The sequence below is a fragment of the Serratia bockelmannii genome (assembly GCF_008011855.1).
Taxonomy (GTDB): domain Bacteria; phylum Pseudomonadota; class Gammaproteobacteria; order Enterobacterales; family Enterobacteriaceae; genus Serratia; species Serratia bockelmannii.
Map to the genome: position 1 here is coordinate 638,162 of NZ_VOUX01000033.1, position 18,420 is coordinate 656,581.

General features: G+C 61.7%; 17 protein-coding genes. 4 read left to right on the forward strand and 13 right to left on the reverse strand.

What is annotated here, in order from left to right; all coding sequences use genetic code 11:
• Nucleotides 1-216: 216 nt before the first annotated feature.
• Genes astE through FOT55_RS19620 form a run of 5 tightly spaced genes read right to left on the reverse strand, consistent with a single transcriptional unit; the run spans nucleotide 217 to nucleotide 6,377 of the window.
• Entirely contained in the window at nucleotides 217-1,200 is a 984-nt protein-coding gene (gene astE / locus FOT55_RS19600) for a succinylglutamate desuccinylase (RefSeq protein ID WP_043143868.1), read from the reverse strand.
• A 10-nt stretch (nucleotides 1,201-1,210) separates the two neighbouring features.
• Complete coding sequence (gene astB / locus FOT55_RS19605; protein ID WP_060433278.1) at nucleotides 1,211-2,551, reverse strand: N-succinylarginine dihydrolase; 1,341 nt, start codon at nucleotides 2,549-2,551, stop codon at nucleotides 1,211-1,213.
• Nucleotides 2,552-2,603: 52 nt separating this feature from the next.
• Nucleotides 2,604-4,076 carry a succinylglutamate-semialdehyde dehydrogenase gene (gene astD, locus FOT55_RS19610; protein WP_060433904.1) on the reverse strand — a complete coding sequence of 491 codons (1,473 nt, stop codon included), beginning with the start codon at nucleotides 4,074-4,076 and terminating at the stop codon, nucleotides 2,604-2,606.
• Nucleotides 4,076-5,110, reverse strand: a complete 1,035-nt coding sequence (astA, locus tag FOT55_RS19615) for an arginine N-succinyltransferase (RefSeq protein WP_049204091.1) — start codon at nucleotides 5,108-5,110, stop codon at nucleotides 4,076-4,078. Before astA ends, astD begins: the two co-directional genes overlap by 1 nt.
• A gap of 52 nt (nucleotides 5,111-5,162) precedes the next feature.
• Nucleotides 5,163-6,377: an aspartate aminotransferase family protein gene (locus FOT55_RS19620; RefSeq protein WP_025303180.1), complete on the reverse strand. Its 1,215-nt coding sequence runs from the start codon at nucleotides 6,375-6,377 to the stop codon at nucleotides 5,163-5,165.
• Between the two features lie 676 nt (nucleotides 6,378-7,053).
• On the opposite strand from FOT55_RS19620, the gene FOT55_RS19625 reads away from it, so the two are divergent.
• Complete coding sequence (locus tag FOT55_RS19625) at nucleotides 7,054-8,028, forward strand: alpha/beta hydrolase (RefSeq protein WP_043143872.1); 975 nt, start codon at nucleotides 7,054-7,056, stop codon at nucleotides 8,026-8,028.
• A 2-nt stretch (nucleotides 8,029-8,030) separates the two neighbouring features.
• Here FOT55_RS19625 and FOT55_RS19630 read toward each other — a convergent pair whose 3' ends face one another.
• The 6 genes from FOT55_RS19630 to FOT55_RS19655 form a co-directional block, all read right to left on the reverse strand.
• The gene (locus FOT55_RS19630) at nucleotides 8,031-8,999 is read right to left on the reverse strand and encodes an ABC transporter ATP-binding protein (RefSeq protein ID WP_060433282.1); all 969 of its coding nucleotides are present in this window, start codon (nucleotides 8,997-8,999) and stop codon (nucleotides 8,031-8,033) included.
• Nucleotides 8,989-9,975 carry an ABC transporter ATP-binding protein gene (locus FOT55_RS19635; protein ID WP_060433284.1) on the reverse strand — a complete coding sequence of 329 codons (987 nt, stop codon included), beginning with the start codon at nucleotides 9,973-9,975 and terminating at the stop codon, nucleotides 8,989-8,991. Before FOT55_RS19635 ends, FOT55_RS19630 begins: the two co-directional genes overlap by 11 nt.
• Complete coding sequence (opp4C, locus tag FOT55_RS19640) at nucleotides 9,972-10,922, reverse strand: oligopeptide ABC transporter permease (protein ID WP_060433287.1); 951 nt, start codon at nucleotides 10,920-10,922, stop codon at nucleotides 9,972-9,974. Before opp4C ends, FOT55_RS19635 begins: the two co-directional genes overlap by 4 nt.
• A 4-nt stretch (nucleotides 10,923-10,926) precedes the next feature.
• A complete protein-coding gene (locus FOT55_RS19645; protein WP_004934604.1) occupies nucleotides 10,927-11,883 on the reverse strand; it encodes an ABC transporter permease in 957 nt (318 codons plus the stop codon).
• Nucleotides 11,884-11,931: 48 nt separating this feature from the next.
• Nucleotides 11,932-13,587, reverse strand: coding sequence for an ABC transporter substrate-binding protein (locus tag FOT55_RS19650; protein ID WP_060433289.1), 1,656 nt, complete (start codon nucleotides 13,585-13,587; stop codon nucleotides 11,932-11,934).
• Nucleotides 13,588-13,774: 187 nt separating this feature from the next.
• Nucleotides 13,775-15,193, reverse strand: coding sequence for an aminotransferase-like domain-containing protein (locus FOT55_RS19655; RefSeq protein WP_025303187.1), 1,419 nt, complete (start codon nucleotides 15,191-15,193; stop codon nucleotides 13,775-13,777).
• Nucleotides 15,194-15,337: 144 nt separating this feature from the next.
• On the opposite strand from FOT55_RS19655, the gene FOT55_RS19660 reads away from it, so the two are divergent.
• Genes FOT55_RS19660 through FOT55_RS19670 form a run of 3 tightly spaced genes read left to right on the forward strand, consistent with a single transcriptional unit; the run spans nucleotide 15,338 to nucleotide 17,915 of the window.
• A complete protein-coding gene (locus FOT55_RS19660; RefSeq protein WP_016927376.1) occupies nucleotides 15,338-16,738 on the forward strand; it encodes a cytochrome ubiquinol oxidase subunit I in 1,401 nt (466 codons plus the stop codon).
• A 2-nt stretch (nucleotides 16,739-16,740) separates the two neighbouring features.
• On the forward strand, nucleotides 16,741-17,748 hold the full coding sequence (gene cydB / locus FOT55_RS19665; RefSeq protein ID WP_025303188.1) for a cytochrome d ubiquinol oxidase subunit II: 1,008 nt from the start codon (nucleotides 16,741-16,743) through the stop codon (nucleotides 17,746-17,748).
• 14 nt (nucleotides 17,749-17,762) lie between these two features.
• A complete protein-coding gene (locus FOT55_RS19670; protein WP_071605360.1) occupies nucleotides 17,763-17,915 on the forward strand; it encodes a DUF2474 domain-containing protein in 153 nt (50 codons plus the stop codon).
• A gap of 9 nt (nucleotides 17,916-17,924) precedes the next feature.
• On the opposite strand, the gene FOT55_RS19675 is transcribed toward FOT55_RS19670, so the two are convergent.
• Nucleotides 17,925-18,191: a hypothetical protein gene (locus FOT55_RS19675; RefSeq protein ID WP_033643416.1), complete on the reverse strand. Its 267-nt coding sequence runs from the start codon at nucleotides 18,189-18,191 to the stop codon at nucleotides 17,925-17,927.
• The gene (locus FOT55_RS19680; protein ID WP_025303190.1) at nucleotides 18,188-18,412 is read right to left on the reverse strand and encodes a hypothetical protein; all 225 of its coding nucleotides are present in this window, start codon (nucleotides 18,410-18,412) and stop codon (nucleotides 18,188-18,190) included. The genes FOT55_RS19675 and FOT55_RS19680 overlap by 4 nt, the downstream gene beginning before the upstream one ends.
• Between the last annotated feature and the right edge of the window lie 8 nt (nucleotides 18,413-18,420).

Below are 18,420 nucleotides of genomic sequence, written 5' to 3' on the forward strand. Positions count from 1 at the left end.
AAAAACGTTACTTATTTCACATTTTTATCTTAACAATCTCACCAGGCAATTAAGGCTTTCAGATAACGACCTGATACCTCCTTTTATTCACGCGTATAAAAGGAGGTATTAGGAACGAATAAAATTCGCCTTAGGGCAATTAAAATAGCGGGAAATAGCAGAGCAAAATAATGAACGGAATAACGGCGGCGCGCTGACGGCGCCGCCGAGGATAAATCAATAGAGCGTAGAACGGGAAACTTCGCTCAACAGCATGCCAGCGCGCAGGCCCAGCGCCACAGTGGGGTTAGGGAACAGTATCCACGCGCCCTCTTGGCCAACGCGATAGTCCTCCTGCGGCTGCTCGCACAGCAACATCCCCGGTTTCAACTCGGTGAAGTTGGCCGTGTCATCATCCAGGTGCAGCTTGAAATCCTCGCTGTGTTTGATCAACGAATGCATCACACGGAATACCCGGATCGCCTCGCCCTCGCGCTCCGGCAACGGCCCCTCGCTGACCGCCGCCCGCAAAGCGCGATCGATGGCAGCAAACTGCTGTAGATCGTTGCTGCCAAACGGTCGCGCCTTGCCCAGCTCGAGCGTACAGCTCGCCGCATTGAGATGCTCGCTGGAATAGTGGCTAAACGTCCCGCCTGGTGCGCTGTGCACCACCAGCGCATCCAAATCGGCGGCATCCAGCAGCTTCAGCATCGGCTCACTGTACGGGCGTTTCTGGAAAGGCAGAATGCCGAAACGTGGCAACCGCGATTCACGGATGGCGGTGTGCAGATCGTAATGGAAACGCGCCGCCAGTTCCCCATCGAAAAAGGCGGCGAGCGCACGCTCCAACTGCTGCGCACGCACGGTCTCGCCGCTGGCGGCGAAGTTGCGGTAGCGGCCGCCGAACATGCGGTTCATGTCGCTGTGCAGATAACGCTTGCCGGCCCGCATCGCCGCCGGGTTGCCCAGCACCACCAACAGCCGCACCGTCAGCGGCAACCGGCCGATCAGCAGATCGCCAACCAGCTGATTGAGCAGTTCAATCGGCGCGGTTTCGTTGCCGTGCACGCCCGCCGACATGACCATCGCCTGGCGGTAAGGCTGCCGCGGCATAAGCTCCAGCACGCCTTCCCCCTGCCAACGCCAGCGCAGCTGCGGCGTTTCACCTTGCCATTCGACGGGTTCGTTCCCTTCCAGCGTCAGGGGCAGTAGATCGATCATGCCGCCTCCCTTAGCGTTGGAACGGATAAATGGCGCCGAGACCGAGGATCGACGTCAGCGAATCCAGCGCCTCACGCCCTTCGCGCAGCAGCAGCGGATCGACCAGGTCATCCTGCGTCAGGCGATCGCGGTAATGGCGATCCACCCACTCGTTCAGCGTCGCGAACAGCCGCCCGTTCATCATCACGCGTGGATTCACCGCCCGCAGCTCCTGCTCGTTGAGCGCCACCCGCAACCGCAGGCAGGCCGGGCCGCCGCCGTTGCGCATGCTTTCGCGCAGGTCAAACACGCGAATTTCATCGATCGGGCCGCCGCTGCCGACCATGTCGTTCAGATAACGCCACACGCCGGCATGTTGGCGCGACTCTTCTGGCACCACGATCATCATCTTGCCGTTCGGCTTGGTGAGAATTTGGCTGTTGAACAGATAGGTCGCTACCGCGTCCGCCACCGAGACGCGCTCTGTCGGCACCTCGATTGCCACCAGCTCGCTGTCCAGCGTCGCCATCTTGCGGCGCACGTCATCCAACGCCTGTTGCTGGCGGTAAAACGCCTGCTGGTGGTGGAACAGCACGTTCTGGTTACTGACCGCTATCACGTCGTTATGGAATACGCCCTGATCGATCACCGCCGGGTTTTGCTGTACGAAGACCGTATGCTGCTCGTCCAGTTGGTGCAGGCGAGCGATTGCCTCGCTGGCTTCGCGCGTTTGGCGCGCCGGATAACGCGTCGGCGCCGTTTCGCCACCGAATTCCTGACGACCGTAGACGAACATCTGCACGCTGCGCTTGGCGTAGTCGCCGCCCAGACGGTTATGGTTGGCCGCCCCTTCGTCGCCGAATAACGCCACCTGCGGCAGCGCCTCGTGGTGGGCAAAATGCCGATCGTCGCTGAACATCGCCCGCAATACGGCGGTGGTGGTTTCCGCCTCGATGGCGCGGTGGAATTTATTGTTCAGGTTGGCGGCAGTGAAGTGCACCTTGCCGTCGGCGCTGTCCGCCGAGGGCGACACGGTGGCCGCATTGGCGGTCCACATGCAAGACGCCGAGCTGAGCGCCGACAGCAAACGCGGTGATTGACGCATCACCTGCGCCAGCACCGTCTCATCGCTGCCGCTGAAGCCCAGGCGACGCAGCATCGGCAAATGCGGCCGCTCCTGCGGCGGCAATACCCCTTGCTGGAAACCGAGATCGGCCAGCGCCTTCATTTTCAGCAGACCTTGCTTCGCCGCCAGCTTCGGGTTCGATACGCTGTTTTGATGCTGCGTAGAGGCCTCGTTACCGAACGACAGCCCGGCATAGTGGTGCGTCGGCCCCACCAAACCGTCGAAATTGACTTCATATCCTGACATGGCTATCCCCTGGGGATGGCCTGCGGCAGCGCCATCGCGCCGCCGCAGACGATTAACGGAACGACAAGCCCGGCGAGAGCGTCGCCGGCAGCGACAGGCTTTCGCTTTCCAGCGACGCCATCGGCCAGGCGCAATAGTCCGCCGCATAGAAGGCGCTTGGGCGATGGTTGCCGGAGGCTCCCACGCCACCGAACGGCGCCGCGCTGGACGCTCCGGTCAGCGGCTTGTTCCAGTTGACGATGCCGGCACGCGCTTCCAGTAGCAACCGCTCGAACAGCTCACGCTGCGGCGATACCAGCCCCACCGACAGGCCGTAGCGCGTCCGGTTGGCCAGCTGCAGCGCCTCGTCGAAATCGCGGTAACGCACAATCGTGGTCAACGGCCCGAAGTACTCTTCGTCCGGTACGCCGGCCACGCCGGTCAGCTCGATGATGCCCGGGCTGAGCAGCGAACTGCCCGGCTCCAGCAGGCGCATGGTCAGCAGCGATTTGCCGCCCAGCGCCAGCAAGTTTTGCTGCGCTTTCAGCATGTTCTCCGCCGCGGCTGCCGACACCACCCCGCCCATGAACGGCTGCGGTTCGGCATCCCAACGGCCAACGCGCAGTTCGCCCGCGACCTGAACCAAACGCGCGATAAAGGCGTCGCCTTCCGCCCCCTGCTTCACCAAAATGCGGCGTGAACAGGTGCAGCGTTGGCCGGCGGAGATAAACGCCGATTGGATAGCCAGGTTGACCGCCGCGTCGCGATCCTCGAAGCCATCGACGATCAGCGCGTTGTTACCGCCCATCTCCAGCGCCAGGATCTTCTCCGGCTGCCCCGCCAATTGGCGATGCAGGTGATAGCCGGTGCCGGCGCTGCCGGTGAACAGCAGGCCGTCGATATCCGCACTGGCCGCCAGCGCTTCGCCGGTTTCCCGGCCGCCTTGCACCAGATTGATCACCCCATCCGGCAGGCCGGCCTGCAGCCACAGCTTCAGGGTTTCCTCGGCGGTCAGCGGCGTCAGCTCGCTCGGTTTGAACACCACGCAGTTTCCGGCCAGCAGCGCCGGCACGATATGGCCGTTCGGCAGATGGCCGGGGAAGTTGTAAGGCCCAAACACCGCCAGCACGCCGTGCGGGCGATGACGCAGCACCGAAGCGCCGTCGGCCATCGCCGTCTGGCTAAAACCGGTGCGCGATTGGTAGGCCTGCAGCGAAATGCCCACTTTACCGATCATCGCCTGAATTTCGGTCAACGTTTCCCAACGCGGTTTACCGGTCTCACGGCTGATGGTTTCCGCCAGCGACTGTTTGTGCTCTTCCAGCAAGGCGGCGAAGCGTTTCACCAGCTGTTCGCGCTGTTCAAACGGCGTACGCGCCCAGGCGGGAAACGCGGCACGCGCGGCCTCGCAGGCGGCGGCGACGTCGTCAGTATCGGCGGCGTTAGCGCGCCACAGCGGCTGGTTGCCGACCGGATCGGCTTTGCCGAACTCGGCGCCGCGGCCCTGCCGCCAGACGCCGTTAATCAACAGAGCAGGATGGGACATCATGCTTTCTCCTGTGCAATAAGGGGGAGCACCCGCACCGGGCTGCCCTGCTCGACGCCCAGCGCCGCAGCGGTGGCGGCGTTGATATGCAGGCGGTCGTCATACAGTTCGGCATTGACCAACAGTGCGCGGTAGTTCTGATAGTTGTCGTTGGCCACCAGATGCACCGGCGCATCAGCGCGCATCGGCGTGTCATCCAGCACCACTTTCACCAGGCGGCTCTGCTTCACCGCGCGGATATGGTCGATCTCGGCTTCCAGCGTCGGGCCGCCGTCGAAGATATCGACGTAGCCCTGATAGCTCAGGCCTTCCGCCTCCAGCAACCGGCGTGCCGGCAGGGTTTGCGGATGCACTTCGCCGATCACTTTCTGCGCGTCTTCGGCCAGGAAATCGACATACAGCGGATGTTTCGGCATCAGTTCAGCGATAAACGCCTTTTGTCCGGTGCCGCTCAGGTAGTCCGCCTTGGCGAACTCGATGGAGAAGAAACGGTGGCCGACGCTCTCCCAGAACGGCGAACGGCCGTTTTCATCTGAGAAGCCGCGCATCTCGGCGATCAGACGGCGGGAGAAACGCTCGCGGAATGCGGCAATAAACAGGAAACGCACCTTCGACAGCAGTTTGCCGTTCTCACCGTGGCGATAGTCCGGATCGAGGAACAGCGTGCACAGCTCCGAATGGCCGGTATGATCGTTGCTGAGGAACAGGGTCGGTACCGATTTATAGACGTTCAGCTGTTTGGAGGCATGTACCTGCGTGCCGACGCGGAAGCTGTACCAGGGTTCTGCCAGGCCGACGGCCACTTCGATCGCGCAGACCCCCACCGCCTGCCGGCGCTCGCTGTCCTCCAACACGAACAGATAACACTGGTCACTTTGCGGAAGTTCGCCTTGCCAGGTTTTTAACGCCCGCTCAATGCGTGCCGACAGGGTATCTTCATTTTGCGGCAGTGAAGTGAGACCGATGCCAGATTTACCGGCAAGCGTCAACAAATCCGCCAGATCGCGACGCTCTATAGGGCGAATAATCATCATAATGCGAACCTCTTCTGAATCAGGCTGCGCCGGTGAAGGCGCAGCCCGCTGATTAGCTGCAAATGCGCGCCACGGCACGCGCGAATCGCGCCAGCCCCTCTTTCACATCCTGCTCAGGGATGATCAGCGACGGCGTGAAACGCACCACGTCCGGACCGGCGATCAGCGCGATGACGCCTTCTTCGTTGGCCAGTTGGGTGATCTGCTTCGCTTTGCCGGCATAGTCCTTCGTCAATTGGCAGCCGATCAGCAAACCGCCGCCGCGAATGTCGGCGAAGATCGGGTACTGGCGATTGATGTCGTTCAACCCGTCGATGAACCACTGGTGACGCTGTTTGACGCCTTCCAGCACTTCCGGCGTGTTGATGATGGAGAACACTTCCCCCGCCACCGCCGTCGCCAGCGGGTTGCCGCCGTAGGTGGTGCCGTGGGTGCCGACGCCCAGCGTTTTCGCCAGCGCATCGGTGGTCAGCATGGCGCCGATCGGGAAGCCGCCGCCCAGCGCTTTCGCGGTGGTCAACACGTCCGGCACCACGCCGTACTGCATATAGGCATACAGGTGGCCGGTGCGGCCGACGCCGGTCTGTACTTCGTCGAAGATCAGCAGCGCGTTATGACGATCGCACAGTTCACGCAGCCCCTGCAGGAAACTGGCTTCCGCCGGCAGCACGCCGCCTTCGCCCTGGATCGGCTCGACGATCACCGCGCAGGTGCGATCGTTGATAAGCTCGGCCGCTGCGGCCAGATCGTTATACGGCGTATGAGTGATACCGCCCGGCAGCGGCGCAAAGTCCTGCGAATATTTTGGCTGGCCGCCGGCGGACACGGTAAACAGCGTGCGGCCGTGGAACGCGTTGTTGAACGCCACAATCTGATCTTTACCGGCGCCGTGCTGATCGTGCGCATGTTTGCGTGCCAGTTTCAGCGCCGCTTCGTTAGCTTCGGCGCCCGAGTTACAGAAGAACACCTTGTCGGCGAAGGTGGCGTCGATCAGTTTTTTGGCCAGGCGCAGCACCGGTTCGTTGGTATAGCCATTGCCCAGATGCCACAGCTTGCCTGCCTGCTCCACCAGCGCCGCCTTGACCGCCGGGTGCGCATGCCCCAACGCGTTAACCGCGATGCCACCGGCGAAATCGATATAAGACTTACCCTGCTGATCCCACACCTGCGATCCTTCGCCCCGCACCAGAATAAAATCGGCAGGGGCATAAACCGGGACCATCCAGTCATCGAAAGACTGGCGGGTAACTGCGATTGGCTGTTCCATAGTGACCTCATAATCTCAGCAAAGGCTGAATTTTGACTGTAAGGGTCGCTCAAGCCCGGTTAGGCCGCCACAATGCAAAAAAACCGTTGTTCAAAACCGACTTTCGCGGCGGAGAAAATACTGTCCCTTACCGCTGATTTAGAAACAAATCTGTTACATAAAATCGATTTTTCACTATTTATGGCGTATATCCGGTCCCTGAGCGGGGAGTAAATGTTAACGAGCAGTTAAAATACATGTCGTTTGATAAAGAGTGTAGAGCAGCTATCGTGCCAAAACGGGATTTTTGCCGGATTTTGCTATTTTTTACGTTAAAACAACGGCTTATATTGAATATTTATTCATTTTCTATGCATTGGTAATGCATAAATTAAAAAATAAGGCCTAAAATCATCATTGCGCGCGAAATCCTATTCAATTACGAAAAACTTTAGAATTTCTGATCGGGCTCGCAAAAATAATTTCACCCAATTTGCTCGCCCTCACACTTTTTGCCCCAATTGGGTGCAGCGGTGCGTCAGGATTGTGCAAGACGGCAGTGACGCGGAGATCCCACCTGCAACATCCCCAAAACACGGGCCGCGCTGACCGCCGTCAGCCTCCACTCCCGCTTTGTTTGCCAGCGGCTACACTGTGATCCTGACCGCCCCTTCTCTTCTGCGCCCAAGGAGTCACCATGCCCAAGAAAACCGTCGATCTCAGCCAGCCACACGCCCAGCACGACATCCGCGCATTTCTCGACGCGCTGAATGCCGCCGGCGGTAAACCCATGGAACAGATGAAGCCTAAAGAGGCACGCAGGGTCTTGGAGGACGCGCAACGCAGCGTCGAGGTGCCGCTGCGCGAGGTCGAGATCAGCGAAAAAACGATTCACGTAGAAGGTCAGGATATTCTGCTGCAGCTGGTGCGTCCGGCCAGGGTCAACGAGGCGCCGCCGGTATTCATGTTCTTTCACGGCGGCGGCTGGGTGCTGGGCGATTTCCCCACCCACGAGCGCCTGGTGCGCGATCTGGTTTACAGCTCCGGCGCGGCGGCGGTGTTCGTCAACTATCCCCGCTCACCGGAGGTGCGCTACCCCGAGGCGATCAACCTGGCTTACGCCGCCACCGAATGGGTGGCCGAGTACGGTGAGAAGATCAACGTCGACGGTTCACGGCTGGCGGTGGTCGGCAACAGCGCCGGCGGCAATATGGCGGCGGTGGTCAGCCTGATGGCCAAAGAGAAAGGCATACCGGCACTGCGTTGCCAGATCCTGCTGTGGCCCGTCACCCGTGCCCAGTTTGATACCGACTCCTATCATCAGTTCGCCGAAGGCCATTTCCTGACCCGCAACATGATGAAGTGGTTTTGGGACAGCTACGCGCCCGATAAGGCGCAGCGCAAAGATATCTACGCTTCGCCGCTCAACGCCACGCCGGAACAGCTGCGGGGCTTGCCGCCGGCGCTGGTGCAGACCGCCGAGCTGGATGTGCTGCGCGATGAAGGCGAAGCTTACGCGCGTCTGCTCGATGCCGCCGGCGTCGAGGTCACCGCCACCCGCTACAACGGGCTGATCCACGACTACGGCCTGTTGAATCCGCTCGCCCACGTCCCGGCGGTGCATTCGGCGATCCACCAGGCCGGGCGCGCGTTGAAGCACTACCTGTCCTGACGCTAGCCGACCAGGTGGCAAGCCACCTGATGACCGGGCGCCACGCTGCGCAGCTGCGGCGCCTGTTCGCGGCACTGCGCCGTGGCCAGCGGGCAGCGGGGATGGAAACGGCAGCCGCGCGGCGGGTTGGCGGGGTTCGGTGGCTCGCCGCCGGCCACCCACGCCGGCGCGCGTTGCACATCCAGCGTCGGCACCGCTGCCAACAAGGCCTGCGTGTAGGGATGCAGCGGTTGGCGAAACAGCGCGTCGCGATCGGCGCTCTCAACGATCTGCCCCAGATACATCACTGCCACATCCTGGCACAGATGCTCCACCACGCCGAGATCGTGCGAGATAAACAGCAGCGTCACCCCCTGCCGTTCCTGCAAATCGGAGAACAGATTGATGATCTGCGCCTGAATCGACACGTCGAGCGCCGATATCGGTTCGTCTGCGACGATAAACTCCGGCTGCAGGATCAGCGCGCGCGCGATGCCGATGCGCTGCCGCTGGCCGCCGGAAAACTCATGCGGAAACCGCCCATAATGCTGCGGCGACAGCCCGCAGATCGCCAGGGTATCGAGCACGCGTTCGCGCAGTTCTGCCTTGCTTGCCAGGCCGTGCTGCAACAGCGCTTCGCCGATAGCGTCGCCCACGCGCAGGCGCGGGTTCAGCGAACTGTACGGATCTTGAAACACTAACTGCATTTTCGGCCGCAGGGCGCGCAGCGCATCTTTGCTCAGGCTATCCAGTGCCAGCCCTTTGAACATTACCTCACCGGCGGTCTTGTCGTGCAGGCCGAGCAGCGTGCGGCCGACGGTGGTTTTTCCGCTGCCTGACTCGCCCACCAGCCCGAAAATGCGCCCCTTGCGAATGCTGAAGCTGACGTCGTCCACCGCCTTCAGTTGACCGGTGGTGCGCCCGAACAGTCCGTCGCGCAGCGGAAAATATTTCTTTAATCCTTTCACTTCCACCAAAGGTTCAGTCGACATGCGGGCGCCCTCCGGCGTTGAGGAAACAGGCGGACTGGCGCTGCGGCGTGCCGTACAGCGGCGGAATGCCATCGCGGCAGCGAGCGGAAGCCTGCGCACAGCGCTCGGCAAACGCACAGTGATCAGGCAAGCGCGCCAGATCCGGCACCTGGCCGGGAATGGAATACAGACGGCGGAGCCGCTGCCCCGGCACCGGCCGCGAGGCGATCAGCCCCTGAGTATAAGGGTGCCGCGGTTCGGCGAGCACTTCCCGCGTCGTGCCCTGCTCGACGACGCGCCCGGCGTACATCACCGCCAGCCGATCCGCCATCTGAGCGAGCACCCCAAGATCGTGGGTGATCAAGATCATCGCCATGTTGTGTCGCCGGTTCTGCTCACGCAGCAACGCCAGGATCTGCGCTTGCACCGTAACGTCGAGCGCCGTGGTCGGTTCGTCGGCAATCAGCAGCGCCGGACGGCACCCGATCGCCATAGCGATCATCACGCGCTGCAGCATGCCGCCGGAAAGCTGATGCGGATAGCAGCGCATCAGTGCCTCGGCGCGCGCCAACCCCACTTCAGTCAAGAGTTGAATCGCCTGACGCCAGGCCGCTTTCGGCGACAGGGTCAGGTGGCGAATCAGCGGCTCCACCAGCTGTTCGCCGAGGGTCAACACCGGATTGAGCGCGCTCATCGGTTCCTGAAAGATCATCGCCAGTCGGTTGCCGCGCAGATCGGCCATCTTGGAGGCCCGCAGCGACAGCAGGTTTTGCCCTTCAAAGCGAATTTCACCGCCGTCTACCTGCGCCAGCGGCTGCGGCAACAGCCCCATCAGCGCCATGGCGGTCACGCTTTTGCCGCAGCCCGACTCACCGACGATCCCCAGCGTTTGCCCGGCCTGCAGCTCAAGGCTGACCTGCTGCACCGCCCGCACCGGCCCTTGTTCCCCCTGAAACGACACCGACAGTCGCTCGAACGCCACCAGCGGTTGGCTCATCGTGTTACCCCGTTCATTTTCGGATCGAGCGCGTCCCGCAGGCCGTCGCCCAAAATATTGATCGCCACCACGGTGACGAAGATCGCCAGCCCGGGCGGCATCCACAGCCAGGGGCGGCGCTGAAAGTCGATCAGGCTATTGGCGGCGTCCATCATGTTGCCCCACGACGGCGTCGGCGGCACCACGCCCAGCCCAAGGTAGCTCAACGCCGACTCGCTGAGGATGGCGTTGGCCACCGCCATGGTGGCGACCACCACCAAAATCGGCACGGTATTGGGCAACAGATGGCCGAAGAGGCGCCGCCGGGTGGAGAGCCCCAGCACTTCGGTGGCCAACATGAAATCCCGCTCGCGCAGCGACAGGATCTGGCCGCGCACCAGCCGCGCCAGCGACGGCCAGCCCAGCAGGCTCAGCATGATCATCACCATGTAGATGCGGTAGTCCGGCGACACGTCGAGTTCGGTCAGCATCGCGCCCATGATGATCAACAGCGGCAGGCCGGGAATGGTCATCAGCAGATCGGCGAAGCGCATGATCAGCCTGTCCGCCACGCCCCCCAGATAACCGGCGAGCGCCCCCAGCACGTAGCCCAGCGTTACCGACAGCAGCATCGACACCAGGCCGATGGTCAGCGATATCCGCCCCGCCAGCAGCAGCCGGGTGCAGATATCGCGGCCGAGAAAGTCGGTGCCCAGCCAGTGCGCGCCGCTCGGCGCCTGGTTGATATTCAGCACGTCGCCGGCATCGTCGTGCCACGGCGACAGCGACGGCCCAATCAGGCACAGCAGCGCCAACAGCACCAGCAACGCCAGCGAAATCATCGCCGGTCGGTGGCGGCGCAAACGTCGCCAGGCCTGAGCGGCGGGCGGTGGCGACAGTTGCGCCAGCGCAGGCAGTTGCGCCTGGCGCCAGCGGCGACGGCGGCCGAAAAACAGCGTAACCAACATCGTGTTACCTCAAGCGAATGCGCGGGTCGGCGTAGGCGTACAGAATATCCGCCAGCAGATTGCCGAGAATGGTCAAGGCGGCCAGAAACAGCGTGAACCCCATCAATACCGGGTAATCACGCGCCGCCAACGAATCGATATGGATATGTCCGGCGCCCGGCCAGTTGAAGATTTTTTCGGTGATCAGCGCGCCGGAGAACAATCCCGGCAGCTCGAACCCCAGCAGGGTGATGATCGGCAACAGCGCATTGCGCAGCGCGTGTTTGAGGATCACCGTTTTCTCCCTGAGCCCCTTGGCGCGCGCGGTGCGGATATAGTCCATGCGGATCACCTCCAGCATGCTGGCGCGAAAATAGCGCGTCAGGCTGCCGGCCTGCAGCATCACCAGCGCCAGCACCGGCAACAGCAGGTGCGCCGCCACCTCCAGCGCCCAGGCCAGTCCGCTCGCTTCGCTGCCGGTACGCAACATGCCGCCCGCCGGTAGCCAGTGCAGGTCGACGGCGAACCATTTGATCAGCAGCAGACACAGGAAGAACGTCGGAAACGACATAGCGGCGAACACCGCCACGGTGATCAGATGATCGAACAGCGAATAGGGTTTCATCGCCGAGATCACCCCCACCGCCAACGCGATGCCCCAATACAGCACCATCGCCACCGCCGCCAGCAGGAACGAGTTCCAGATGTATTGATTCAGCAACGTGCTGACCGGGATCTGATACTGCAGCGAAAAACCGAGATCGCCCTGCAGCAAGCGGCCGAGCCAGTGCAGGTAGCGGCTGAACAACGGCTGATCCAACCCATACAGCGCCCGCAGCTCGGCGGCGCGTTGCGCGGTCAAATTGATGTTGCCGTCGATAAAATCGCCGGGCGCCAGGGCGAAAATGCAAAAAATCAGCAAGGAAGCCAACAACAGCATCGGGATAGTCTGCAACAGACGGCGCAAGATAAAGTTTCTCATCGCGGGTTCCATCGCCGCCGCACGGAATGGCGCGGCGGCGTCAGGGCGTTACGGCGCCGGTTTGACGTTCGGCAGGCTGCCGACCAATCCGTTGTAGATATCCGGTTTAAAGCCGGTGACGCGCGCGCTGCTGGCGCTCAAAATCTCGCGGTTGCCGAGCAGGATCACCGGCGGATCGTCCGACAGCGCCTGATACAGCTGGTGGTACAGCGGCTTGCGCTGGGCGATATCCAGCGTGGCGTTGGCCCTGGCGATCAGCGCATCCACCTGCGGGTTGTGGTAGCCGGTCTCGCTCTCGCGGCTGATGAAATCGCGCACGCCGTCGTGCGGATCGTTCAGCGTGCTGGTACTGAGGGACGCCAGGTCGTAATTGCCCGCCTTGCGCTGCGCCAGCAGCGCGTTGAAATCCAATACCTGCGGTTTCAGCACCACGCCGAGCCGGCGGTAGTTATCCTTGGCGATCGGCACCAGCGCGTCGTTGATCAGCTTTTTGGTCACCAGCAGCGTCAGCTCCAGCTTTTTACCGTCTTTCTGCCGGATACCGTCAGCGCCCACTTGCCAGCCAGCCTCGTCCAACAGCTTTTTGGCCTTATCGAGATCGTAAGCGTAAGGATTGATGCCGTTGGCGTCGTAAGCCCAGGAGATCGGCGAAATCGGCTGGTTGGCGACCTTGCCATACCCTTGGTACACCACGGCGATCAGTTTTTGCCGATCCAGGCCGTAAATCAGCGCCTGACGCACCCGCTTGTCCTGCAGGGCCGGGCGTCTGAGGTTGAAATCAACGCGGCTGTAATCGCTTGAGCTGTAAAGGTTGATATTGGCGAAGCCGAGCAGCTTGAGCTGTTCGATATCGTCCGGCTTGGCGGTAAAGGCGTCGTAGTCGGTCTCACCGGTCTGGAACAGCTGGAAGTTGGTGGCCGGGTTGGTGACGCGGTAGATAAAGCGCGCCATCGGCGGCGGGCCGAGGTAAAAGTTCGGGTTGGCGTGGAAGCGGATCTCCTGCCCCGGCACGTACTTGTCGTAAATATAGGGGCCGTTGCCGAGCGGCTTGCCGTTCAAGGCGCGCACGCTGTCGAGCTTGCCGCGCTGATAGTCTTTGCCGTAGTAAGCCCGCGACAATACCGGCCCGCCAATCAGTTGCAACGTGGTCGCGCCCGGCTGGGTGGTGACGATCTGAATGGTGCGATCGTCGATCACCTTCAGCCCGCTGATGCCGGCGGCGGTACCGTTTTTATACTCGGCGCCGCCCTGGATGTGCGCCGGCGTGATATCGGTGTCGCCGTCATAGGCCGGATCGTGCAGCAGCGTCAGGGTAAAGGCGATATCGTCGGCTTTCAGCGGCGAGCCGTCGCTGTAGACCAGATTCGGCCGCAGCTTGATGGTATAGGTCAGATTATCGGGGCTGACCTGCCAGGACTCCGCCAATCGCCCTTCTGGCTTGCCCTGGCTGTCCAGGCCGATCAGGCGGCTGAAGATCACGTCGGTTACGTTCTCGTCCCAGCCGTTGGTGAACAGATACGGGTTGAAAATCCCCTGCGGTTCCGAGATGCCCGCCACCACGGTGTCTTTGCGCAGCTTGGCGGCGACCGGCACCCGGCTGACGTCGCTGGCCGGCGTGATGCCTTCGGCCAGCGTTTCCGCCTGAACGACGCCGCTCAATCCCAGCGCGCAGATCAACGCCAGCGGCGTCAACCTATAACGCAACAGTTTGTTTAGCTTGTTTTTTATTCTACTCACCCACTGCCCCTCGTCTACCCGTTGATAAAAATGTGACAAAATTTATCGCAGAGTAATGGGCGGCTGGAGGGCTGTCTAACAACGAAACCGGCATTCCATTGCCGAAAAAAGCATTATGAATTTTTCTGGGGCAAAGCCCGCTGCAAATCGCGGTTCAACCGGTCGCAGCCAGCCCCCGGATAAGTTTGGCTAAGGTTTTGATCGCCTCTTCAAACCGATCGTTCCATTCAAAAGAGGCGTTGAGGCGGAAGCAGTGGTTGAAATGGTCGCCGGTGGTGAACATGCGCCCCGGCGCGATGCTGATGCCCCGGGAAAGGGCCCGCCGGTACAGTTCCATCGACGACAGCGCCGGATCCAGCTCCAGCCACAGGAAATACCCGCCGTCGGGCTGGCTGACCTTCACCGTCGGCGGGAAATGGTGGGCGATCGCCTGACGCATCGCGCTTTGGCGTTGAGCCAGCAGGCGCCGCAGCCGCCGCAGATGGGTATCGTAGCCGCCGTGCAGCAGATAATCCGCCAGCGCCATCTGGGTCGGCACGCTGGTGGAAACGGTGCTCATCAGCTGTAAACGCTGGATCTGCTGCGCATAACGCCCCGCCGCCACCCAGCCGACGCGAAAGCCCGGCGCCAGGCATTTGGAAAACGACGAGCAGTGCAAGATCTGGCCGCCGCTGTCGAGCGCCTTGGCCGGCAGCGGCCGTTCGGCGCTGAAGTACAGCTCACCGTAGACATCGTCTTCGATCAGCGAAATCTGCCGTTCGCGCAGCAGCTCCACCAGGCGCTGCTTGTTGGCCTCCGGCAGGGTGGCGCCCTGCGGATTTTGGAAGTGGGTCATTAGCCAGCAGGCCTTGATCGGATACTGTTCCACCGCCTGCTGCAACGCGTCCAGATCGATACCGTCCTGCGGATGCGTGGCGATCGCCACCGCCTTTAACCGCAGCCGTTCCAGCGCCTGCAGCGCGCCGTAAAACGCCGGCGATTCGATCGCCACATAGTCGCCCGGCTGGGTCACCGCCTGCAGGCTGAGGCTGAGCGACTCCATCGCCCCGGCGGTGATGACGATTTCGTCCGGCGCAACCTGCATGCCGCTCAGCGCATAGCGTTGGGCGATGTGCCGCCGCAGCGCGTCATTGCCCGGCGGCAGGTTGGCCAGCGAACTGTGCGGCGTGAACTTGCGCGCTACGCTGCTCAGCGCCCGCGCCAGCTTCGGCTGGGCGAACAGCGTGGCGTCGGGAAAGGCCGAACCGAAAGGCACGATATCCGGATCCTTGCAGGCCTGCAGCACGTCGAAAATAAAGGCGTTGATGTCCACCTGCTCGCTCAGCAACAGCTTCTCGCCGCGCGAAGGCTGGGGCAGCGGCTGCGGACGCGCCGCCACGTAGTAGCCCGACTGCGGCCGGGCGACGATCCACCCCTGGCTCTCCAGCAGTTGGTAAGACTGCACCACCGTCATCAGGCTCAATCCGGCGCGTTTGCCGCTCTCGCGCAGCGAAGGCAGCTTGTCGCCCGCCCGCCACACCCGGTTCTGGATCTGTTCTCTAATCTGCTGCGCAAGCTGCTCGTATCGGGTCATAACCATTAACTGTTATATGAAAAAGTAAAATAACTGTCACTATTATAGTCACTGTACTCCGTGCTTAACTTAACGCCAAGTATTTCACATAAAAATGACAGCTATACTCAAGAGGTTAATTTATGTTCAACCCTAGGAGGCGCCATGCTGGGTCTTGATGCACTGGAACTCGCCAGAATACAGTTCGCCTTCACCGTGTCTTTCCATATCATCTTCCCCGCCATCACCATCGGTTTAGCCAGCTATCTGGCGGTGCTGGAAGGGTTATGGTTGAAAACGCACAATGAAGCCTACCGCGAGCTTTACCATTTCTGGTCAAAGATTTTCGCCGTTAACTTCGGCATGGGCGTGGTCTCCGGGCTGGTGATGGCCTATCAGTTCGGCACCAACTGGAGCTTCTTCTCCGAGTTCGCCGGCAGCATTACCGGGCCGCTGCTGACCTATGAAGTGCTGACCGCCTTCTTCCTCGAAGCCGGTTTCCTCGGCGTGATGCTGTTCGGCTGGAACCGCGTCGGCCCGGGGCTGCACTTCTTCGCTACCTGCATGGTGGCACTCGGCACGTTGATCTCCACCTTCTGGATCCTGGCCTCCAACAGCTGGATGCAGACGCCGCAGGGGCATGAAATCATCAACGGCCAGGTGGTGCCGGTCGACTGGCTGAAGGTGATCTTCAACCCATCCTTCCCGTACCGCCTGCTGCACATGTCCACCGCCGCCTTCCTCTCCTCGGCGTTCTTCGTCGGCGCCTCCGCCGCCTGGCACCTGCTGCGTGGCCGCGATACCCCGGCGATGCGCAAAATGCTGTCGATGGCGATGTGGATGGCGCTGATCGTCGCGCCGGTGCAGGCGATGATCGGCGATGCGCACGGCCTGAATACGCTGAAACACCAGCCCGCGAAGATCGCCGCCATCGAAGGCCACTGGGAGAACCCGCCGGGCGAAGCCACGCCGCTGATCCTGGTCGGTTGGCCGGACATGCAGCGCGAAGAAACCCGCTTCAAGCTGGAGGTGCCGTACCTCGGCAGCCTGATCCTGACGCACAGCCTGACCGAACAGGTGCCGGCGCTAAAATCCTTCCCGCCGGAAGATCGCCCCAACTCCACCGTGGTGTTCTGGTCGTTCCGCATCATGGTCGGGCTGGGCATGCTGATGATTCTGGCCGGGGTGTGGAGCCTGTGGCTGCGCTGGCGCGGCGGGCTGTATCAGTCGCGTCCGTTCCTGTACTTCATTTTGTGGATGGGCCCTTCCGGGCTGCTGGCGCTGCTGGCGGGCTGGTTCACCACCGAGATCGGCCGCCAACCGTGGGTGGTGTACGGCCTGCTGCGCACCAAGGATGCGGTCTCCGCGCACGGCGACCTGCACATGAGCATCAGCCTGCTGGCGTTCATCATCGTCTACTGTTCGGTGTTCGGCGTGGGGTATTCCTACATGATGCGCCTGATCCGCAAAGGGCCGCAGCCGCATGAACACCAAGAAGACAATACCGAGGGCCGGCCGGCGCGTCCGCTGTCCGCGGTCAACGACACTCTGGACGACAGGAGCTGAACATGGGTATCGATCTTCCGCTGATTTGGTTTGTCATCATCGTGTTCAGCACCATGATGTACGTGGTGATGGACGGTTTCGACCTGGGCATCGGCATCCTGTTTCCGTGGGTGAAAGAGAGCGGCGACCGCGATCTGATGATGAACACCGTCGCCCCGGTGTGGGACGGCAATGAGACCTGGCTGGTGCTGGGCGGCGCCGCACTGTTCGGCGCCTTCCCGCTGGCCTATTCGGTCATCCTCGACGCGCTGGCGATCCCGCTGACGCTGATGCTGATCGGGCTGATTTTCCGCGGCGTGGCCTTCGAGTTTCGCTTCAAGGCGACGCCGGAGAAGCGCCATATCTGGGACAAGGCGTTTATTTGGGGCTCACTGTTCGCCACCTTCAGCCAGGGTGTGGTGGTGGGCGCCGTGATCAACGGCTTCCCGGTAGAAGGCCGCACCTACGCCGGCGGCGCGCTGGACTGGCTAACGCCGTTCGCGCTGTTCTGCGGGCTGGGGCTGGTGGTGACCTATGCCCTGCTCGGCTGTACCTGGCTGGTGATGAAAACCGCCGGTGAACTGCAGGCACGCATGTATCACCTGGCGACGCCGCTGCTGGCCATCCTGTTGCTGGTGCTGGCTGCGGTCAGTGTCTGGACGCCGATCGCCCATCCGGAAATCGCCGCCCGCTGGTTTACGCTGCCTAACCTGTTCTGGCTGCTGCCGGTACCGCTGCTGGTGCTGCTCAGCGCCTGGGGAATTCAACGCGGAGTGAAACGCGGCGCGCACTACTCGCCGTTTATGCTGACGCTGCTGCTGGTGTTCCTCGGCCTGAGCGGGCTTGGCATCAGCATCTGGCCGCACCTGATCCCGCCGGCCATCAGCCTGTGGGACGCCGCAGCACCACCGCAGAGCCTCGGCTTTATGCTGGTGGGCGCGCTGTTCATCATCCCAATCATTCTGGTCTACACCTTCTGGAGCTACTACGTGTTCCGCGGCAAGATCAGCCATGAACACGGCTATCATTGAGAAGGGAGGACGCTATGCAAGATAAAACGGCAACCGCCGCTCCGGCGCCCTGGTGGAAACGCATCGGTTGGCTGGTGATCATCTGGAGCGCCAGCGTGCTGGGGTTATTCGTGGTTGCCTCACTGTTCCGCCTGCTGATGACCGCGGCGGGCATGAAGTCGCATTGACGCGGCGCCTTATCTGGACGCGCTGTTGGGAAAGTAAAAAGAGACCACCAGCGTGACCAGCGGCAAGGCGCCGATCTTCACCAGCTCAAACACCTGATTCAGCGCTTCGTTTTTCTCCCAATACGCGTGGGCGGCGAATACGCCCACGCTGACGGCGAATATCCCGCACAGCACCTGGCGTGCCAGGCGCAGCCGCTCCATTTCGTCGAAGACCAAGACCTGCTCCAGATAAACCTGGCTGGCCTCATCGCGCAGATTACGGCTTTCGATGTTCATGGGAAGATCTCCACGACCCGCCCCACCGCTTCAAGCTGTTCACCCTTCTCCCGAACAATGCCAAGAGAAGTACCATCCTGTTTCATCCAGTACTTATCGGCAAGGGTAATCAGTGCAAACGCCATTTTGATTACCTCGGTTTTTTCCATCCCGTGACGCCGGGCGATATCGTTCAGATCATCATCAATTTTGTTCGATAACCGAATCGGCAAGCTGCGCATAGTCCACC